This window comes from Paenibacillus sp. J22P143, from assembly GCF_059692035.1.
Map to the genome: position 1 here is coordinate 358,705 of NZ_JCAUAQ010000003.1, position 17,297 is coordinate 376,001.

Here is a 17,297-nt window from a genome sequence, read left to right on the forward strand (position 1 = left end):
TGACTTTTGAGTACCGTCGCTAGCTTGTTGCCTAGGGCCTTTTTCAATGTCTAGTAAATTGGGACCTTACCATCTGCATCAGCCATTTGCATAATGTTCAGTTCGAAGGTGCTAGCCTACAATCCATCCCCAGATACTTTGCTCGCCAATTGACTTAGAACTACGGCTGCTCAAGAATCTTTCTGGCCAATTCTGCAAGGTCAATGATATCTAAACTATTGTCATGATTGAAGTCATACATTCGAAGCGTAGCCCACTGGGAACGGTCGGAGGTTGCCCCATAATTACTTGCCAAAATAGCCAAGTCGCCTATACTTGCAGTCGTATTTACGGCTAACGCAAATGTGGAAAGCGCTGTGTCCAAGTTTATTACAGCCTGGTCCGCTTGTACTTGGATGGTGTTGGCATCACCGGCCACGGTAAGTGCACTGCTGATTACCGCTTTTAACGCGTCGACAGCACTCTGTGGATAATAGCCCCATTTAGTCGTGCTAATCATAGCCGCATCGACCTGTGACTGTGCGTCTGAAATTTTTAAGTTTAGTGCCGTCTTATCCGCTTTTATTACAAGTCCCGCTATGGCTGCCTGCACATTGCCAGTCGCCGTATCCACCTGAGCTTGCGTGGCATTCGCGTCATTGTTCACATTGACGGCCGCAGTCAAGACAGTTTGCAGCGAAGACCAGGATGCCGCTGTATAGCTGCTGCTATTTAGCGCCTCTGCAATTGCAATCTCCGCATTCAGCGCTGTTTTGTCCACAATCATAACCGGAAGAGTAAGCTGAATGTTGTAGACAGAAAGGCCATTTAATGACGATTCAACGCCATATTCGTCAGCCACGACAGATTGATTCACGTAAACGGCACTGCTTACAGTTTGGTTCAACTGCTTAACCTCAAAGTTCAGTTTCAAAACGTCCATGGAACCCCTAACGGCGCCATACGATCCCGTTGCTGCTGCTAGCAGTCTTACAATCCCATTAGCGTCTGATTCACCCACAACTGAAAATCCGTTAACGATTGAATCCGCAGATTTAAATCGCAATTGTCCCGGATCAAAGCTAATCGTCAGATCCTGGGCGTAAATACTCGTAGTACCATTCACCAAGCTGTATGTCAAGCTGACAGGCTGCCCGATTAGTGCAGATGCCGGACCGGTTAACTGAACACCGGTTACTGGTACCTCTTTTACTTGCAGCGCAGAGATAGCTGTCTGTAAAGCGGATGCCGCTGCATCAGCCTGCGCTTGCGTCGCATTCGCGTCATTGCTCACGTTGACTGCTGCAGTCAACGCCGTTTGCAACGAAGACCAGGATGCCACCGTGTAGCTATTGCTGTTCAATGCTTGGGCTGCCGCAATCTGTGCATTCAGTGCCGTTTTATTTACAGGTGGTTGCGTGATTTGAATGCTCCACGTGGAAGAAGCAGTCTTCGTTTCTGCGCCAATCGAATCAACTAAGGTCAAATCGGTTACCGTGATCAATCCCTCTTGCGTTGCTGTCACTGCTTTGAACGATAGGTTCAACAGCTGTGTGCTGCCCGTAACTCCATTTGTGCTACCCATAACAAATTGGAGTTTGCCAGGGGTATTCTTTTCAGTCGAAAGCAAGTCAATCCCTGCCTGCATGGGCTCAGCCGACACGAACTCGATCAGATTCGGATCGTACTCCATAGCAATGTTCTCTCCATACACAATCTTCGTGAGATTTTCAAATCCAAGTTGAAGCGTGAACGCATTGCCGGCTTGGACAGTCTCATCACCTGCTAAAACAACAGCTGGATCCTTCGGTACCGGCGTCGATGTCACTGTGAATTCCTTGACAACGACCCAGGACGTTTGCGTGTCCGTCGCTCGGATGCGGACAAATCTTGCTTTCAAATTATTAACTGGAATGGTGATACTACTTTGTTCTTCCAAAGTGGCTAGCGCCGTCCAATTAGCTCCATCGGATGAAGCTTCAAGTATGCCGTGATGCATAAAATCGTTCAAGCTGCCTGTCTTGGTCATTGAAACTTGCACGGTTGTAACATTGCGGACTTCGTTCAAATCAACGCCGATCACGTCATCAATAGTAGGAGGTCTGTCGCTCCAGTAATAGGTGTTCAGATTGTTGTCAAGCATCTTGGCCGGTGTATTGGTTTGGTACGTCCCCATCGTCGTTATTGGAAAAGGAGTTGCCGGAACATTGCCTAACCAAGTGTCGTTCTCTCGAATCGCTCGCGTGAAGAAGTCTTCAAATACTTGATTTGCTTTGGCCTGGGTAATAGATCCAATTTGCGTCTTGAGACTCATCAATTGGGTTCTGTGCGATGCCGCTTGCTGTTTACTGTTGCGCTTTTGAGAAAGCAGCATTTGAGCGGCTTCTATGCCTGCCTTGCCATACAGCTCATCTTTATTCAGATAATGGTTGGTCTCCGCGATAAAGCCTGCGTTGTTCAACGTGCTGCGTAAAATAGCAGGGGCCTGCTGCAGCTTTGTAAATCCGGCTGTTAATTGGTTCACTGCATCCGTAACATTTCCACCGCTGGTGAATATGGTCCATAAGTTATTAATTAACGGTGTTATTGACAACGATTCCTTCGCATTTAATGGGGATGAATAGTGATTTTCTGCGAATGTTTTTAAAGCGTCTGAGGCTGATCCACCTAATCTCTTAATACTAAGCTGCCAAGCATTATCAGGATTGTAAGCCTGAGGGTTCCAAAGGTAATCTGCGATTGAAAATAGAGCAATTTTTGACGCTTCCGCTTCATTCATGGGATTGGAGGTAAGACCAATGATTCCATGGTCAGCTAATCCGGCATCACGGTTATAAAGCGGACCTAAGAAAAGTCTATCGCGCGCGAAATCATTAACCGGGAAATTATCCCAGATTAACAGATCATGCTTATAAATTGCTTTCGCTTTATCTGCATCCGATACGGAGATTCCCGCAGGTACGACTGCTGCACCCGTCCACTGTACGATAATACTTGGATCAACAAGCGCCGAAAAACGGTTGATATATGTCGTCGTGTTAATATTGGCATAGTCCGTAGGAACCGTAATTAATCGATTAGCCCCCGGATGTGTGTCAATGAATTCCCTCTTGAACTTGTTTAGCAGGAATGCTTGCCCAGCCGCTGACGGGCTTGAATCGGTATTAAATATGGCCTTATCTGCATTGCAGCTCAGCGTTTTGCTAATATCATCCAAGAAAATCGCAAAAGAGCGTACGCCGACATCATACATCATTTGTGCTTTATCAGTTAGAGCTTTGAAGTCATTGTTATCCGAATAGCACACAGAGGTCCCAGGCGAAATGGCAAAGACGAATTGAACATGATTCTGCGTCGCTTTGTTTACCAGCTCGGTAATCTGCGCCAGTTTATCCGTTGGGTAAGGTACGCGCCATTGTTCCCGGTGATACGGATCATCCTTCGGTGCGTAGATGTACATGTTCATTTTCTCCTGTCCATAAAAATCCAACTGGCTGAGCCGGTCTTCATGTGACCAAGGAGTTCCGTAGAAGCCTTCAATGGACCCGCGCCAGCTCATTTTCGGCCAATCTCTAATCGCAAGTCCTGGGATCGAATAGGTGGCATCTTGGCGTGTTAAAATTTGACGAAGCGTTTGAGCGGCATAGTAAGTGCCCGTTTTATTTTTGCCGGCTAGTACGATACTTTTATGGCCTGTTTGGTCGATTCCAGAAGCCAGCACGTATCCATCGTTTATTAAATCTTCCGGTCCAGCCGCACCCAAATTTTGCAGTTCGGAAGCAGTCGCAAGATTCTCGGACGGTCCGCCAACCCACACGGTTACCTCCGTATCGGGAAGAGGCCCGCTGTCGCTTGCCAACTTAATATTCTGTACCCCCGCGTTATGTAAGATTTCTTCAACAACACTCAGTGCAGATGGATCAGTTGAGTCTCCTTTTACCAACCCTATTTCCGTAGGGATCGTAAAGCCATTTCCCACTAAAGAAACTGACTGGGGAGTCGGAGAAATTTCAGGAATTGAACTAGATGGCACTGCAGCAGACACTTGAGCATCGAAAGTGGAAAGTAAAGGGAATGATAGTGAAAACAAAAGCGCCATCGTCAACATTTTGGAGGCTCTCTTGAGACGTTTTGGGGTCAAACACTCGGCAGTTTTGCTCATTTTTTCCAACCCTTTCATTATCGAATTTTACTAATAGTAAGGTAATAATTTGAATACAACAATTCTTTCGACAAAGGTTCTTATTTTCGTTTTTTACAAACACGATCACTAAAGAGTGGGTTTGGTCGGGTGGTTAACCGCTAAAAATACTTAGCACAATGAGGCTGCCGAAATCACATATTCAGCAGCCTCATCGTGTTAGTGATGCAAAGTTGTAATTCGATCAATGAGGCGGTTTATTGTCCAAGAATTTTTCTGGCCAAGTCTGCCAATTCGAGAATATCCAACTTGTTATGACGGCTGCAGTCAAGGCCGTTTGTAGCGAAGACCAGGATACCATTGTGTAGCTATTGCTGTTCAATGCCTATGCTGCCATGATCTTTGCATTCAGCGCCGTTTTATCGGCAGTCTGCAATGCGACTGTCTTATTCATTAACCTTTTGTTCATAATTCCTTCCTTCTTCATCTCCATACTCCTCTTTAATTTTTTCCAAGAATGCGTTATGGAGCGTCTTTTTTGTTTGACCCGTTCGATTAAGCTCTTCAGGTGATTAATAAAGCGAAGTGTGGCGTAAGTTGAGAGCAGTTGATATTTTTTAAAATAAAAACTGGATCAGCGGCTATATGCCGCTGTCCAGTTTTTATTTAAGACTTACTCTCCAAGAATTTTTCTTGCCATGGCTGCTAGGTCGGTAATATCCAACTTGTCGTCATGATTCAAATCATACATATGGAGGGAAGACCAACCCGAACTGCTGCTGGCTGCTCCATAATGACTAGCCAATATGGCCAAGTCGCCGATGCTTGCAGTCGTATTTACGGCTCCCGCAAATGTAACCAGCGCTGTGTTCAAATCAATAACGGCCTGATTGACTTGTGCCTGCGTCGAATTCCCGTCATCGACAACTGTACGCGCGCTTCTGAGCGCTGCTTTTAACGCATCGACTGCACTCTGTGGATAATATCCCCATCGGGTAGAGTTAACCATGGCTTCATCAACTGTCGTCTGTGCTTCTGTAACTTTTGAAGTGAGTGTCGTCTTATCCGCTTTCATTACCAGTCCAACTAAGGCTGCCTGCACATCACCAGTCGCTGTGTCCACCTGAGCTTGCGTTGCATTCGCGTCATTGCTCACATTGACTGCCGCAGTCAATGCAGTTTGCAGCGTAGACCAGGATGCTGCTGTATAGCTATTGCTGTCTAATGCTTGTGCTGCCGCAATTTTTGCATTCAGCGCTGTTTTGTCCACAACTGGAACACCAATCTGAACGTTGTAGACAGAAAGGCTACTTAATGGCGTCTCATTGCCATATACGTCAGCGACGACAGATTGATTCACGTTAACAGTACTGCTCACTGTTTGGTTTATCGGCTGTGCCTGAAAGTTCAGCTTCAAAATGTCCATTGTTCCCGTAACAGCGCCATTCGATCTTGTTGCTGCTGTAAGCAGTCTTACAATCCCATTCGTATTTGATTCACCCACAATTGAAAATCCGTTAACGACTGAATCTGCAGATACAAATCGCAATTGTCCCGGATCAAAACTAATCGTCAAATCCTGAGCGTAAACACTCGAAGTGACATTCACCAAGCTATAAGTCAAGCTGAAAGGCTGCCCAGTTAATACGGACGCCGGACCAGTTAACTGAACACCGGATACCACTTTTACTTCCAGTGCAGAGATAGCTGTCTGTAAAGCGACTGTTGCTGCATCGATCTGAGATTGCGTTGCATTCGCGTCATTGCTAACGGTTACTGCTGATGTCAAAGCCGTTTGCAGAGAAGACCAAGATGCCGTTGTGTAGGTATTGCTGTTCAATGCTTGTGCTGCCGCAATTTTGGCATTCAGCGCCGTTTTATCGGTAAGCATTGAAGCAATCTCGCTTGCGCTCAACGCCCTGTTGAATATTCTCAATTCATCCAAGCTGCCTTTAAAAAAGGAAGTTTTTAGTCCGGTTCCAGGCTGAGACTCAACGCCAACAAATGCCATGGGGCCATTCATTTTACCAGTGATTGTTCCTATTAGCACACCGTTCGCATAAAGATCAGTTCCGGCAATTGTACCTACAAAAGTCAGGTGAGTCCATTGGTTGGAAGGAATACTATAATTGTACGTAGCGTCTTTCACACCGTAAATGGAAATCCCAACTTTACCTGTTTTATTATACTGGTTGATCTTAATTGATGAAGTTGAGCCGGCCAGAAGCACCTCATTACCCGTCGTATTCGGCTTCCCGAAAACCCAAGCGCTTGCTGTCCAGTCTCCTGTTAGATCTGTGCCGCCTAAATTAATGTAACCTGTGCTTCCATCTAAACTTACCGCATTTCCAAATTTACCCGTTGTCCACGTTGCGCCGCCAACTAAAGTTCCATTTCTAGCACCAGATGTATCCACCAAGGTGGTTCCAGTTCCTTCCTCCATCCTCCATTCTGAATTTATTGGGACAACTGGTGCCTCCCATACAACAGGGTCCGCGAAATATTTTATTCCTTTATTTTGCATTCTTGCAGCTTGATCTGTAAGCCTTCCTTTGAAATCAACCCAGTTTCTACTGCTCTGAGCAGTCCAGCCGACTTCAGCATTCGCTATTAATCGCGGATAGAGCATATAATCTATATTATCTGAAGTCACAACGGTTTCTGACCATAATGTACTATCAATGCCATAAATATTTGCTCCTGATATACAATCGGTTGGGTTCCAAGTATAAGCTTTATTGGTATTGATTAATCCTCTCCAGGATAAGCCAAGTGGCGTATCTGCGTAGTATTTCATGTCGAGATAAGCATTTGCCGGAGATACGATGACCTTCATCCCTTTTGCTTTCGCTGAAGTTCCAGTTGAAGCGGTGCAATGCCAGTTCTGCAGAATAGAATCGCTAGTTGCTCCGCTTGAGGTATCAGACGGATCCCATCCAATTACTTTCTTACCATAATTATTAACAATAGTTGTAACTCGGCCGATAAAATAATCGTAATCTGCAGCAACAGTTGAGTGAGCTTCATCACCGCCAATATGAATATAGGGTGAAGGTGATATTGCAGCAAGCTCTCTAATTACATCATCAACAAACGCATACGTAACTTCAGATCGGGCCATAAGTGAACTATAGCCTACTGCAATATCAGTACGCATAGCTTTTCGTTGTCCATCTGGATTTAATTCACCATATGAAGCTAAAGCCGCATTCGTATGCCCAGGCATATCGATTTCTGGAATGACTTCAACATATCGTTCAGCCGCATAGCTGACGATGTCTTTAAACTGCTCCTGTGTGTAATATCCGCCTGGACCACCGCCTACCTGTCCCTTGCTTCCAAACTCCACTAGATCGGGTCTGGATTTAATTTCAATACGCCAACCCTGATCATCAGACAAATGCATATGAAGCTTGTTGATCTTATACTGCGATGCGAGATCGATCTGACGTTTAACTTGATCCACTGTAAAGAAGTGTCGTGCCACATCAAGCATGAGTCCCCGATATTCGTATGCTGGCTTGTCACTAATATTGGAATTAGGGATTACCCATTGTACACCAGAAACAACGGTTTTCTTCTCAATATCTGCTGGTAAAAGCTGTATTAAAGTTTGATTTCCTCTAAACACACCTTCCGGTTTATTAGCAGTAAGTGTAACTTGAGTGGAAGTTGTGATTAAATCATACCCCTCATTACCCAGGGCTGCATTTCCACCTATTGTAGTAAGGTAAATACTTCCTGCAGTTGGATTGCTTGATTTTATGACGCTGATTAGGAATCCGGTTGAAGCATTCAGCTTATTGGCGAGCGTTTGTCCAATTTTAGATAGCTTTTCTGTTTCCTCAGCAGTATTACCAGCTACATAAATAGAAGTGGTTTGAGTTAAAAGAAATTGACCAGTTCCCACTGTATAACTCACAGGCATTGGTAATATTGAGGGTTGAGTAGATGCGGCGTTGGCAGGGCCAGGAAGTGCACTCAAAATATTCACTGATAAAAGTAAAGCCAAGGCTGTAGAAGCTACTTTTTTCACGATTAAATTTTTATTTTCCAACCTGCTTTCACCTCTTCTACATGTTTAATTAGATCCACTTGCGATTGTTGCGCCCGCAGTATAGCTGAATACAACCATCATCGTGAGTACTCCCAGCCTGATTGAAACTCAGACTGGGATAGCGCCAGAGAGCGGTACATTAACGGGTACCACTTGTACATGATCTCTGCGGCAGAGCTCCATTGCCGCGGCTGCACGCCGGCCAAATATTGCTCCCTACTGAAAGATTTTGATAGCAATGGCTGCAAGGTCGCTGATGTCGATCATGTTGTCGTTGTTTATGTCTGCGATTTCGGAATTGCCAGCGGTACCAGCACGGAACCGTCCCGGTACACATTCGGTTCAGCAGCAGCCGCAAAACTATGAATACCTCCTGTTGCTTCAATTTCACATACTGCGCTTGACGGTTGCGAACGACACTGTTTTTTCCAGCTTATCCGCATTCCATGTGCCAGTGGCCACCTTCGTAAAACTGGTTCCATCTGTACTTGCATAGACGTTATAAGCTGTATCGGCAATGGTGCGCTTCCATTTAGCTTGGTGCTCCGCCTAATCATATTAATTTTTGAGGCGGATATACATTGAATAAATCCCTGTAAATAGTCAAAAAAATATTGTCTTTTGGTACGTTTTAGCGACTCTTATCCAAAGCTATTTGCTGCAGCCAATCAAGCGCCGCTTTAGGTGTCATTTGTCCGAGTAAAACAGCCTGCCCCATATTTCTGGTAGCATTAAGCACAGCGGACCATGCCGGATAATTGATGGGATAAAATTTAGCACTTTTTATGGCGTCCAAATCTTGTTTTATAAGAGGATCATTAGCCGCTAATTTTTGGCCCACGGTCCGAATGGTAGGCAGTAAACCTTCCCGAAGGACAAACTCTTCATAACGAGCATCCTCATATAGAAAATCGAGAAATTCAGATAAAGCCTGATTGTTCGTATGATCGGTTTTAAAAGACATCAAAGTGTCCTGCACACCTACTACAAGCGGGGACTGGCCCTCTTTTACTGGGATCGGCCCTTTCGCCCATTTTAGCCCCGGATACTCATGCGGTACTACAGTCTCAAAATAATTACCCGAAATAAGCATTGCCAACTGGCCGTTTCCTAGTATGCGTTGTTTTTCGTCACGTGTCGTCACTGCCGGCTCTGGATCCGTCAGTCCTTTTTCATATAGATTTTTCAAGAATGTAAGCCCTTCCACATTTTCAGGAGAATTGATCGCCCACTCGCCATCTTTCATCCAGCCACCGCCGGACCCGTAAAAAAAATAGGTGAGATAGGCCCAAATCTCATTATCCGTTAAATCGACGCCGAAACCGTCCATTTGTTTGATCTCTTTGATTTTTTGCGCAACTTCCTCCAGACCTCTCCAAGTTTTTGGCGGTTCTGTCAGCCCAACTTCATCGAAAATCTCTTTATTGTAGTACAACTGCCGAATCGACGTAACATAAGGTACCGAATATCGAACGCCCTCCATTTTATTGTTCTCCAACAGATAAGGGTACATTTTGTTTTTCAATTCACTCGACATAATATCCTCCATGCTGTTGAGCCATCCTTCCTTAGCAAAATGCGCATAATTGTTCGCCAAAAGCAAATCCGGGGGCTGATTGCGGCTAATCATCGTATTGTAAGCACCATCCAGAATATCCCAATTAATAACCTGCAAATCGACCTTAATATTCGGATATTTCTTTTCAAAATCCTTTACCAAATTTTCGAAATAAGGCCTTGTAGCTGAGCTGTATTCTGCTGTTACAAAGCTAATCAATGCTTGAGGCGTTGCGTCTGATGAACCTGGCTGGCGAGCTCCCTCTATCGCACATCCGGTGCAAAGAATTATCGTAAGCATAAGTAGCAGGAATGAGATCGAAGGAGCTTTTTTATACTTCATTTTACTTTTCAACACAACATTCATTCTGGGATCCCCTTCCGTCGTATCGCTACTTTTCCACCAATGGAAAAAGCAGCTCCTGATTTTCTTGGGTATACATGTTTTCCTTAGTGATCACATTGGCTTCAATGTTTATCTTAGGATCCACTTTCATACCGGATAGTGCCTTCATCGCCGTTTCCACAGATAAATATCCGATGTTAAACGGTTTCTGTACAATTGCAGCCTTTACGATTCCTTCTTCCAAAAGCTTAATTTGAAAAATGGAGTTATTAAATCCGACGATCTTAATTTTTTCTTCTCCTTTTTTTTCTTTCACAGCTCTAGCAGCCCCTAAAGTGGCCGTTTCATTTAAACCTGCAATGCCTTGGATGGTTAGATCCAAGCTCAGTAAATTTTTTACCAGCTCATACGCCTCATCCTCTGTTCCGTCAAACTTGAAATTACCTACATAATCAACACCAGGAAGTTTACCGACGGCTTCCTTAAATCCATTTTGACGCTCTTTTTCAGCCATCGATTCCTTGCTGCCGCTGAGGGTCAGGACTCGAAATGATGAGCCAGCTTTTCCATCTGCCATGATGATGCCGGCTTTTCTTCCCGCTTCGGCATTATCCGTTCCAATTAAGCTCGTTCCAGTAATGGTATTGATCGATGAATCGATCAGAATAAGCATCGCGCCTGATTTTTTTATTTTTTCCGCAGCAGCAAGGCTTTCGTTATCTATTGCTGCAAGAATGATAGCGTCAGGCTTCCTCATTAGCACATCTTCTAATATGCGATTTTGTCCTGCCGCGTCCGTCTCTGAGGAGGGGCCCAAAATATCGATTTGGACATCGAAATCTTTGGCTGCTGCTTTTACGCCTGAGCTAACCATTTGCCAATAATCCGAGCGAAAATTGTTCGTTTTCAATACGACAGCGATATTGAATTTTTTCGGGTTCGTGATATGCAACAAATCTATACTGTAAACCACGACAAAACCAATTATAATTACGAGCAGCACTGCCAAAAAAACCGGCTTTTTAAGAGGCATCGTTAGCTCCTCTCTGGACGCTTTTAGGGAGTATGATCATTACCTCCGTACCTTCCCATTTTTCGCTCTTAAAGACAAGACCGAATTCATTGCCCAATAGTTTGATTCGATCATTCACATTACTGACGCCGATTCCCTTTAACTGGCCCTCTTTTACTTTCAAAATTTGAGCCAGCTTCTCCGGCTCCATCCCGACTCCATTATCCTTAACGACAAAAATAATCGTATCTCCGTCTTGTCTCCCTGTAATTTTGATTAAGCCGGGAAACAGACTATTTTTGATCCCATGATAGATCGCATTTTCAACGATAGGCTGTAAAATGATTTTGGGAATATGAACTTCCATAATTCCTGGCTCAACGTCGATTTCAAAGTCAAGCTTATCCTTATAGCGAGTGGATTGAATCAGCAGATAGTTGGTAATATGCTCCAGCTCAACTCTAACGGGAACGGTTTCGTTATTTTTATTAATGATGGCGCGAAACAGCTTGGCAAGAGAAGATGTCATCATAACAACCTCATCATGTTTTTTGCGCTCCGCCATCCAAATGATGGAATCCAATGTGTTATACAAAAAATGAGGATTAATTTGCGCTTCCAACAGCTTCATTTCGCTCCTCCGTTTGTTTTCCTCGTTTTGAATAATTTGGTTCATTAAATCTTTGATTCGACCAACCATAATATTGAACGATTGTGCCAATTGCCCGAGTTCGTTCACACTCCGAAATTCCGAGCGGATCGTAAAATCCCCCTTTTCCACGAGCTTCATACTGCTCTGCAGCAGTTTAATTGGACGAGACAGATGGCGGGAAATAATAAATGAGAGGTACAAGGCGATTGCTAAAGCTAAAATTGTCCATAAAAAATACGAAATATTAATCTGATGTTGGTTGGCGATTAGTTCATTGGCGAAGGCCACTCCGACGATTTTCCAACCGAAATGAGTCTCTTGGATCGTGTAAATTCGTTGTTTGTTTCCTTCCCCCGTCATAAAGCTGCCGCTGCCGGATTGATTGACCTTATCGATCATTTCTGTTTTCAAATTACTATTGATCAGCTTTTGCTGCGGGTGATATACGATGCTGCCATCCTTATCGACAATGAACACATATCCTCTTTTTCCAAGGTTTATTTGATTGCAAATTTCATTAATAGCACTCAGATTCAAGTCAACCAAAAATATGCCTTCCCCTGTCATACCGTCTGCACTCTTCAGTTCACGGCTCAGAGAGACAACCCAGCGATACTCGTTCTGAATAATGTTTTGGACGTGAGGAGCGGAAATAACGGATTTACCTCCTGCTTCCTTCGCGTTTTTATACCAAGGCTGATCTAGCATGGAGGTATTCGAGTTCAAACTTGTAATTCTGCGGTCAGTTACAAACCGGTTGTTATATCCAAAAACCATAATCGAAGCGATATCTTTGCGAGTAATCAGGATGAATTGGAATAAATCGGATATTCTTTTCTCATAGGGTCTGCGCTCTTCATCGCTGATAAAACTCGTTTCTGAAATATAATATTTCACGTCTTTATTCGTCGAAGCCAGCATCGATATATCGTCCATATTGGTAATGTAAGATTGAATATTAATGTTCACCTGCTGAACTATTTCGGAGATGTAGTGTTTAGAATTCATTTCTACCGCATCAGCCGAAAGACGATACGAAATGTAGCTAGTGATCGATATCAAAAATAATATTAAACAGGAGAAGACAATAGATATACTAGACTGAATACTTTTAAATTTGAAACGAAATGCTCCAGCATCCCATTCATTTCTCATTCTCATTTCTCCCTAAACAGCTTTTCTCGATATTCGGTGGGTGTCGTCCCTGTATGTTTCTTAAATAACACACTAAAGTAGTGCGGATCGCTATAGCCGACTTTTGACGCCACTTCATAAGACTTTAACGAGGTTTGTTGCAGCAAATCCTTTGCATTATCGATTCGGACGCGGGTGACATACTCCATAATTGTCTGTTCCTTCAACTGCTTAAATACTATACTGAAGTAGCTTTTGCTTAGATGCACATGGCGGCATAGTTGATCTACCGTAAGGTCTTCATTAGAATAATGCTTCTCGATGTAATCTATTACCTTCATGACCTGCACTTTCGTTTGATCGCTTCTTTGCTCCGAAATATATTCAATCGCTTCCTTGCAAATCTTTTTGAGCCATACTTCAATTTCATCCAACGTTTTGAAACGATTCAAATCTTTTTGTAACATATCATTTCCTTGTAAATGAACACTATCATTACCTGCGAATTCGTGAATCGTACTTACGATCGCAAGAATAATCGAGTGAATTTGCAAGTAACAGGCGCCAATCCGCATGAATGAAGCTTTGAAGCTATTGATCAATTGCTCGGTCAGTGTTTGTACTTCCCCGAATGACCCTGTTTTAATAAGCGTTGCAAACCGCTTGCTCCATTCTATATCAAACTGCTGAACAGATTTATTGGAGCCCTCCATATCCTGAATGCTTATGACCCTGTTTGTGCCAAGCAAAAACCTGTATTCAAGCGCGGATACCGCTCCTTTATAAGAGAATGAAATCGTGCTTAAAGAATCACTCAGCGAACCCACGCCGACTGTAACTGTCAATTTCAAATATTTTTCTATACAAAAGCGTATGACTTCAGCTAAGCTTAGTGCTGCTTCAACAGGATCATCCTCAGTAGCTCCAGAAAATAGCACGATTATTCGATTTTCCCTCGTTCGGAATACGATGGCCGCTTTACTTTCCACGACTTCTTGAACAATATTGAGAGCAGCGGATCGGAACAGCTCCGGATCGTTCTGCCATCTTTCTTGCTTCATTTCATCTGGATCGTCGATGTCAATTGCTATAACAAGATAAGGGGGGGAAATCGAAGGCAGGTTGAAGTATTGAAACCTATCTTGAATGGTGCTTTCTTTTAATGTGCCGACCATTACCTGCTCTAACAACCGTTCTCTTAGTAAAGGGAGGCTTTGATGAAGCTGCAACTTAAGATGGGTGAGATTTTCGCGATTCTCTGCTTCCATGTCCATTTCTAATTTCACTTTGTCCAGTAGCATGCGAATTTCATTTGCCGTAATCGGTTTTACGATAAAATCATGCACTTTCAAACGCAATGCTTTTTGAGCGTATTCAAACTCATCAAAGCCAGTAAGTATAATGACTTTAATATAGGGATCGTTCAAATGAATTTGTCGAGTCAATTCAATGCCGTCGATAAAGGGCATGCAAATATCAGACAATACAAGGTCCGGTTTGAGTTCCGTAATCGCTTCCAACGCTTCACGGCCATTTTGATAGTCCCCTATACATTCGAACCCATGCCTTTCCCACTCGATGCTCTCCTTGATGCCTTCTCTTACTTCGATCTCATCATCCACGATCACAATTTTATACAAGAATATGCACCCCAGTCTTTACATAAAAACCGATTTCTAAATATCCCAGAAATTGTGTCTCAACTTGGATGTATGAAACAGTAGAACAAATGACTCATTGCCATTCTCAATTCTTTGCATAAAATTATCGTTACTTTATAGATTATACAAATTGTAAATTTTTCCTTCTTTATTATGAAATTGTTTTAGAAAAATCTTCCACATAAAACTTTTATAAATTTTCGATGTAGGCAGGAACAGAGCTTAGGATCGTTTGAATTCCAAAACTGTGGATAAAAGCGAAGTATATTGTACTAAATCCTTATTACTGCTCGCCCATCGAGATATACTCTCCATATTGGTAATATAATTTTGAACATTATTGTTCACCTGATCGACTAGCATTGTCGTATATTCCAAGGAGTTCGCCGTTACAGCATCGGAGGAAAGACGATAAGAATTATAGCTTAAGATCACTGTCGTACATAAAATCAAACAGGAAAACGCTAACGCAATCTTTACATGTATGCTTTGATACCGGAAGCGCCTTCTCCAGTTCTCGAAGAAGTCTCCTTGTGCAGCTCTCGATATTCTTTGGGCGTCATTCCTGTGTTTTTCTTAAAGATAACACTGAAGTATTGCGAATCTCCATAGCCCACACGATAAGCGATATCATAACTTTTCAGTTGGGTAATCGACAAAAGCTCCTTGGCTTTCTCGATTCGAATTCGCGTTAAATACTTAACAAAGGTTTCTCCAGTATGCTGCTTAAATTGCAAACAAAAGTAGCTGATGCTCATGTAAATATGATTGCATACTTGATTTAGCGAAAAATCCGTTTCATGATAATGGTTCTTGATGTAATTTTCCGCTAATAAGATTTGCGAATGTGTGACGTCAGTTCTTTTATCAGCAAGAGAAGCAATGATTTGTAGGCATGTACTCTCCAGCCAACTCTTGATATGATCTAAAGATTTTAACATATTCAATTGCGAATATGGATCTTCGCGAAATACTTGGTCTTCCTCAAACCCGATCTCTGCAACCAAATTCATAAGGGAATACAAGAGTCTATAAACGGATACATAGCACTTCTCCATCGAAATGAATGTGACTCTCAGCCCCTCGATCCAGTCATGAACAATTTGAGAGACTAAGCTGCTGTTTCCCACTTTGATAGCAGATAGCAGCCGTTTTTCATTCTCATCATAGCTTTGACGGTCAATCACCTTTCCAAACTCCAGATCATTAATGTAAATGATTTTCCCGTTGCCCAGAAGGAAACGGTAATCCAATGCCGCAAGCGCTTCCCGAAACGATCTTGAAACGTCTGATAGATCGCTGCAAGCTCTCCCAATACCAATAGTGACCGATAGCTTAAAATACTTTTCTACGCTTTGTTTCGCATGAGAAGCAATCGTCTGGGCTCTTGTGCTGATTTCTTGAAGCGAACCGGAATAAATGACGGCTATCTTATCGTCTCTTGTTTGAAAAACGATGCCTCCATGCTCTTTTTCAAAGATCTCTTGAAATATATTAAATACCGCAAATTGAAGTAATTCCGCATCACTACAGATATATGATTCGTTTAATGGATCATCGAATGCGCATACAAGCGCCGTATAGGCTTCTCCGGTCAATGCCAATTGAAAATAGGCAAACTTTTTTGTAATTTCTTCATTCGATAGGCACGAAGTAACCATTCTTTCCAGAAAACGCTCTTTAAATAAAGGCAGACTTAGATTAATCTGCTGTATCAATTGTGTGATATCCTGCTTTTTCCGATACTCTTCGTCCAGCTCTTGCTTCAGTTTATCCAAAAATTGTGTAAACTCCATAGCATTGATCGGTTTTAACAAGTAATCTTTTACCTTTAATTTAATGGCTTGCTGCGCATATTCAAAATTTTCATTTCCTGTAATAATAACCGTCTTCATATTGCAATAGAGGTGAGCAACATATCCAGCCAGTTCGAGACCGTCCATGAAAGGCATACAAATATCCGTAATTATGACATCGGGCTGTAAGGTGTCCAGAGACTCCAGTGCTTCTCTTCCGTTCGCAAAGTCACCAATAAGCTCAAACCCTGCTTCTGTCCAATTTGTTTTCATCTTAATGCCTTCTCTAACCTCATCTTCATCATCAACAAGGAATACTTTATACATTCGATTCACTCTCGATTTCATTTATATGAAAATTGGATAAGTCATGCAGGTAGGCAGTCCACGCTGTCAGGCCTTTTCCATACTGGATTGGGGCATGAACACGCTCCGGAAAACGGCTCTTTAAAGCAACTAAGCTTCCAGTCGGAACGGCTAAATCAACACCTTTCAGCACGGTGACAGCACTCGTTCTACGTCCGAATACGCGCTTGACGTTTGAAGCCATTATACTGTTCATGTGAGATATCATTTCCCATTTTGGTTATTCCAAGTTTTTCCTTATTATATTAATAACACTCTTGATCTTTATTTAACATACACAAAAATGAACAAAAACTGCACTTTTCTACACTAGTCTTCCAATTGCCGTTAACGAAATATAGTTTTTGTGCGTTTGTTACGACAAAAATGCATAATAAAATAAGCCTGATTTCTCAGGCTTTCTCTCATTGAAGCTCTTTTGCTGAAGGCCACATTGCGGGCAGCATTTCTTCTCGGCGACGACTTCTGTCCTTTTGTCGCCATGTCAAACACCCCCTAAAATAGTTTAGATTAACCCGGAGGGTTTTTCTAAACTATTTTAGGGGGTGCACTTCAGTTAGTAAGGGGGCTCTCTGTTGTAGTTACTATTTGGCTGT

The 17,297-nt window shown here is 42.9% G+C and carries 10 protein-coding genes; 1 reads left to right on the forward strand and 9 read right to left on the reverse strand.

Annotation, left to right across the window (positions count from 1 at the left end; genetic code table 11):
* Positions 1–160: 160 nt before the first annotated feature.
* Positions 161–4,141, reverse strand: a complete 3,981-nt coding sequence (locus AC58PQ_RS08540) for a beta-N-acetylglucosaminidase domain-containing protein (RefSeq protein ID WP_497241538.1) — start codon at positions 4,139–4,141, stop codon at positions 161–163.
* A 652-nt stretch (positions 4,142–4,793) separates the two neighbouring features.
* Positions 4,794–8,177, reverse strand: a complete 3,384-nt coding sequence (locus AC58PQ_RS08545; protein WP_497241539.1) for a family 20 glycosylhydrolase — start codon at positions 8,175–8,177, stop codon at positions 4,794–4,796.
* A gap of 238 nt (positions 8,178–8,415) precedes the next feature.
* Between AC58PQ_RS08545 and AC58PQ_RS08550 the strand changes: the two genes are divergently transcribed.
* Positions 8,416–8,673, forward strand: a complete 258-nt coding sequence (locus AC58PQ_RS08550) for a hypothetical protein (RefSeq protein WP_497241540.1) — start codon at positions 8,416–8,418, stop codon at positions 8,671–8,673.
* A 135-nt stretch (positions 8,674–8,808) separates the two neighbouring features.
* Here the strand turns inward: AC58PQ_RS08550 and AC58PQ_RS08555 are convergent, their stop codons facing one another.
* From AC58PQ_RS08555 to AC58PQ_RS08585, 7 genes are all read right to left on the reverse strand, one after another.
* The gene (locus AC58PQ_RS08555; RefSeq protein ID WP_497241541.1) at positions 8,809–10,101 is read right to left on the reverse strand and encodes an ABC transporter substrate-binding protein; all 1,293 of its coding nucleotides are present in this window, start codon (positions 10,099–10,101) and stop codon (positions 8,809–8,811) included.
* 25 nt (positions 10,102–10,126) lie between these two features.
* Positions 10,127–11,113: a substrate-binding domain-containing protein gene (locus AC58PQ_RS08560; protein WP_497241542.1), complete on the reverse strand. Its 987-nt coding sequence runs from the start codon at positions 11,111–11,113 to the stop codon at positions 10,127–10,129.
* The gene (locus AC58PQ_RS08565) at positions 11,103–12,899 is read right to left on the reverse strand and encodes a cache domain-containing sensor histidine kinase (RefSeq protein ID WP_497241543.1); all 1,797 of its coding nucleotides are present in this window, start codon (positions 12,897–12,899) and stop codon (positions 11,103–11,105) included. The genes AC58PQ_RS08560 and AC58PQ_RS08565 overlap by 11 nt, the downstream gene beginning before the upstream one ends.
* A 2-nt stretch (positions 12,900–12,901) precedes the next feature.
* Positions 12,902–14,518, reverse strand: coding sequence for a response regulator (locus AC58PQ_RS08570; RefSeq protein WP_497241544.1), 1,617 nt, complete (start codon positions 14,516–14,518; stop codon positions 12,902–12,904).
* Between the two features lie 497 nt (positions 14,519–15,015).
* Positions 15,016–16,662, reverse strand: a complete 1,647-nt coding sequence (locus AC58PQ_RS08575; protein WP_497241545.1) for a response regulator transcription factor — start codon at positions 16,660–16,662, stop codon at positions 15,016–15,018.
* Complete coding sequence (locus AC58PQ_RS08580; protein ID WP_497241546.1) at positions 16,655–16,897, reverse strand: hypothetical protein; 243 nt, start codon at positions 16,895–16,897, stop codon at positions 16,655–16,657. The genes AC58PQ_RS08575 and AC58PQ_RS08580 overlap by 8 nt, the downstream gene beginning before the upstream one ends.
* A gap of 131 nt (positions 16,898–17,028) precedes the next feature.
* Positions 17,029–17,184 (reverse strand): hypothetical protein, encoded by a 156-nt coding sequence (locus tag AC58PQ_RS08585; protein ID WP_497241547.1) that lies wholly within the window; start codon positions 17,182–17,184, stop codon positions 17,029–17,031.
* Positions 17,185–17,297 lie beyond the last annotated feature (113 nt).